Below are 2,497 nucleotides of genomic sequence, written 5' to 3'. Positions count from 1 at the left end.
AGGCTCCGGAAGACGGTTGTTGCGCACGTATTCGGTGAACGCACTATGGCGACGCTGGGGCGTCTTATGAGCCTGCTGTCACCCTTTGACGTGGTGATATGGATGACGGATGGCTGGCCGCTGTATGAATCCCGCCTGAAGGGAAAGCTGCACGTAATCAGCAAGCGATATACGCAGCGAATTGAGCGGCATAACCTGAATCTGAGGCAGCACCTGGCACGGCTGGGACGGAAGTCGCTGTCGTTCTCAAAATCGGTGGAGCTGCATGACAAAGTCATCGGGCATTATCTGAACATAAAACACTATCAATAAGTTGGAGTCATTACCATGATAATAGTGTCTCGTTGTGTCTGGATAAGCGGATATAACGGCGTTCACCGGTATTTCTTTAATTAAAAAAATGATGTGTATGACTGATTTGTCTTGTGATAAATATCCTTAACAGACGGCGAGCTCGTCCGCCCATTTTGTTGCGGCCTGCATGGTTTCTATAACAGTGAACTCGCTGATATTGAGGGTATTACATATTTTCGCGGTTTCCTCCCAGTTAAGTTTCTCATAACATAACGACAGGGTCAGTATGTCAAAAAGTTCACCTTTATGTTCACAAAGCGCGGCAGTTACGTTTTGCGGGATTGAAATCTGTTTAATTAAATCGTCCATGGGGAGTTCAAGAATGACATCCAGCAATGAAAACAGACCGCATATAAATGCGTTATAGGATAATGAAACATTATTTATTTTTCCGGCAATTAATTCGCAGAATTTTCCGCGAACCATGCTCAGATGATAAAGTTCACTGATGCCGGAACGCCCCATATTTGAAAGGGCGGCCACCGCAACAAACCGCCGGAGTTCTTTGCCCCCCATATACATCAGCATTTCTTTCAGGGTAAGATTGTCCGCCTGAATTATGCCATGTGATTTAAACAGCATGTTTCTGACGTAGCGCATGATTTTATATGACAGCGTCAGATCGGTTTTAAGCAGACGTTCGACCGCGGCAAAGTCCGGGTTTTCCCTGTTCACCTCCATCATCAGCCTGGAGAGTGGCAGGGGGTTCTGGGAAAGGCATTTATTTCTGAGGATTTCCGGGCGACTGAAGAAAAATCCCTGGAAAAGCGCGAAACCCGCCCGGCTGTAAAGCTCAAACTCGTCCCTTGTTTCCACTTTTTCAGCAAGGAATTTTATGCCCTGCAGAAGCTGACTTTTTCTGTGGATATATTGCCGGATATCTTCATAGTCATTGTCTCTGACATCAAATTTGATGACAGAAATATACTGCATAAAGCGGTCCCATTCATCATCCATCGTGAAATCATCGAGCGCAAGCTGGTAACCCCTGTCGTGCATATCCTTTACGGCACAGAAAAGCGCATCATCCGGGACTGCATTTTCCAGAATTTCGATGACCACTTTTTCATTCGGCAGCGTATCGCCCAGTCCGTTAATGATCATCTGGTGCGGCACATTAATAAAAGAACTGTGATTGTTGGCTATACGGGGAACAGGGATGCATAAAAACTGGTCAGAAATCATTCTGGACGTGGCGTATTCTGGTGAAACATCGGGAAAGGCATTGTTCATTCCGTCCCTGAAAAGCAGCTCATAAGCGACGGTCTGCATTTTTGTGTCAAAAATAGGCTGGCGTGCGATAAATGAATACATATTCCCGGTCCCCAGGTCAGCGTTATAATTTTTAGAAATGTAACCTTTCCATGCTTATAACACGCACTACGGGCAATAAATTTGATCCGGAGCACAACTCAAATCATAAAAGAACCGGGATGATGCGACATCACCATTCCCGACCAACAGAATTGTTCACTGATTTATTCCTTCCCTGCAATTTAATTTTCGGGGTAAATTTCATTTATGTCCATAGAAAAAATCATTTTATCCACAGTTTTTGACAGACGTCATATAATTTTTTAACCGTTACACAGAGAATTAAACCGGTACCATTAATACCGTAACTGATTATTATTACCAGTGGGCATCCGATAATAACAAGTCTGATAATGATCAGGCTATTATTAATTCCCGTCTGCCGCATCACCTGATGAATAATAAATCGCCATCAATGCAATAATAATCATTACTGACAAGAAAACGGATGGCCACCATGTTTTCGGTAATGCTGCCAACTTACTGATTTAGTGTATGATGGTGATTTTAAGGTGCTTGCGTGGCTTCCATTTCCATCAGATGTCCTTCCTGCTCCGCTACTGAAGGCGTGGTGCGTAACGGCAAAAGCACTGCCGGACATCAGCGCTATCTCTGCTCTCATTGCCGTAAAACATGGCAACTACAGTTCACTTACACCGCCTCTCAGCCCGGTACGCACCAGAAAATCATTGATATGGCCATGAATGGCGTCGGATGTCGCGCCAGTGCACGCATTATGGGCGTTGGCCTCAACACGGTTTTACGTCACTTAAAAAACTCAGGCCGCAGTCGGTAACCTCGCGCATACAACCGGGCAGTGATGTGATTG

Annotated in this window: 1 protein-coding gene and 2 pseudogenes; 2 read left to right on the top strand and 1 reads right to left on the bottom strand. The window is 45.0% G+C overall.

The window, feature by feature from the left end:
- Nucleotides 1-312, top strand: a pseudogene (locus OGY18_RS05900) (IS1-like element IS1B family transposase); the annotation flags it as partial.
- Between the two features lie 126 nt (nt 313-438).
- Here OGY18_RS05900 and OGY18_RS05895 read toward each other — a convergent pair.
- Complete coding sequence (locus OGY18_RS05895) at nt 439-1,668, bottom strand: EAL and HDOD domain-containing protein (protein ID WP_042201166.1); 1,230 nt, start codon at nt 1,666-1,668, stop codon at nt 439-441.
- A 520-nt stretch (nt 1,669-2,188) separates the two neighbouring features.
- Between OGY18_RS05895 and OGY18_RS05890 the strand changes: the two are divergent.
- Nucleotides 2,189-2,497, top strand: a pseudogene (locus OGY18_RS05890) (IS1-like element transposase); the annotation flags it as partial.

Source organism: Citrobacter sp. Cpo142 (assembly GCF_030332425.1).
In the GTDB taxonomy this organism is placed as follows: domain Bacteria; phylum Pseudomonadota; class Gammaproteobacteria; order Enterobacterales; family Enterobacteriaceae; genus Citrobacter; species Citrobacter portucalensis.
The sequence above is the reverse complement of the archived record's forward strand: the minus strand, read 5'-3'. Positions and strand labels throughout refer to the sequence as shown.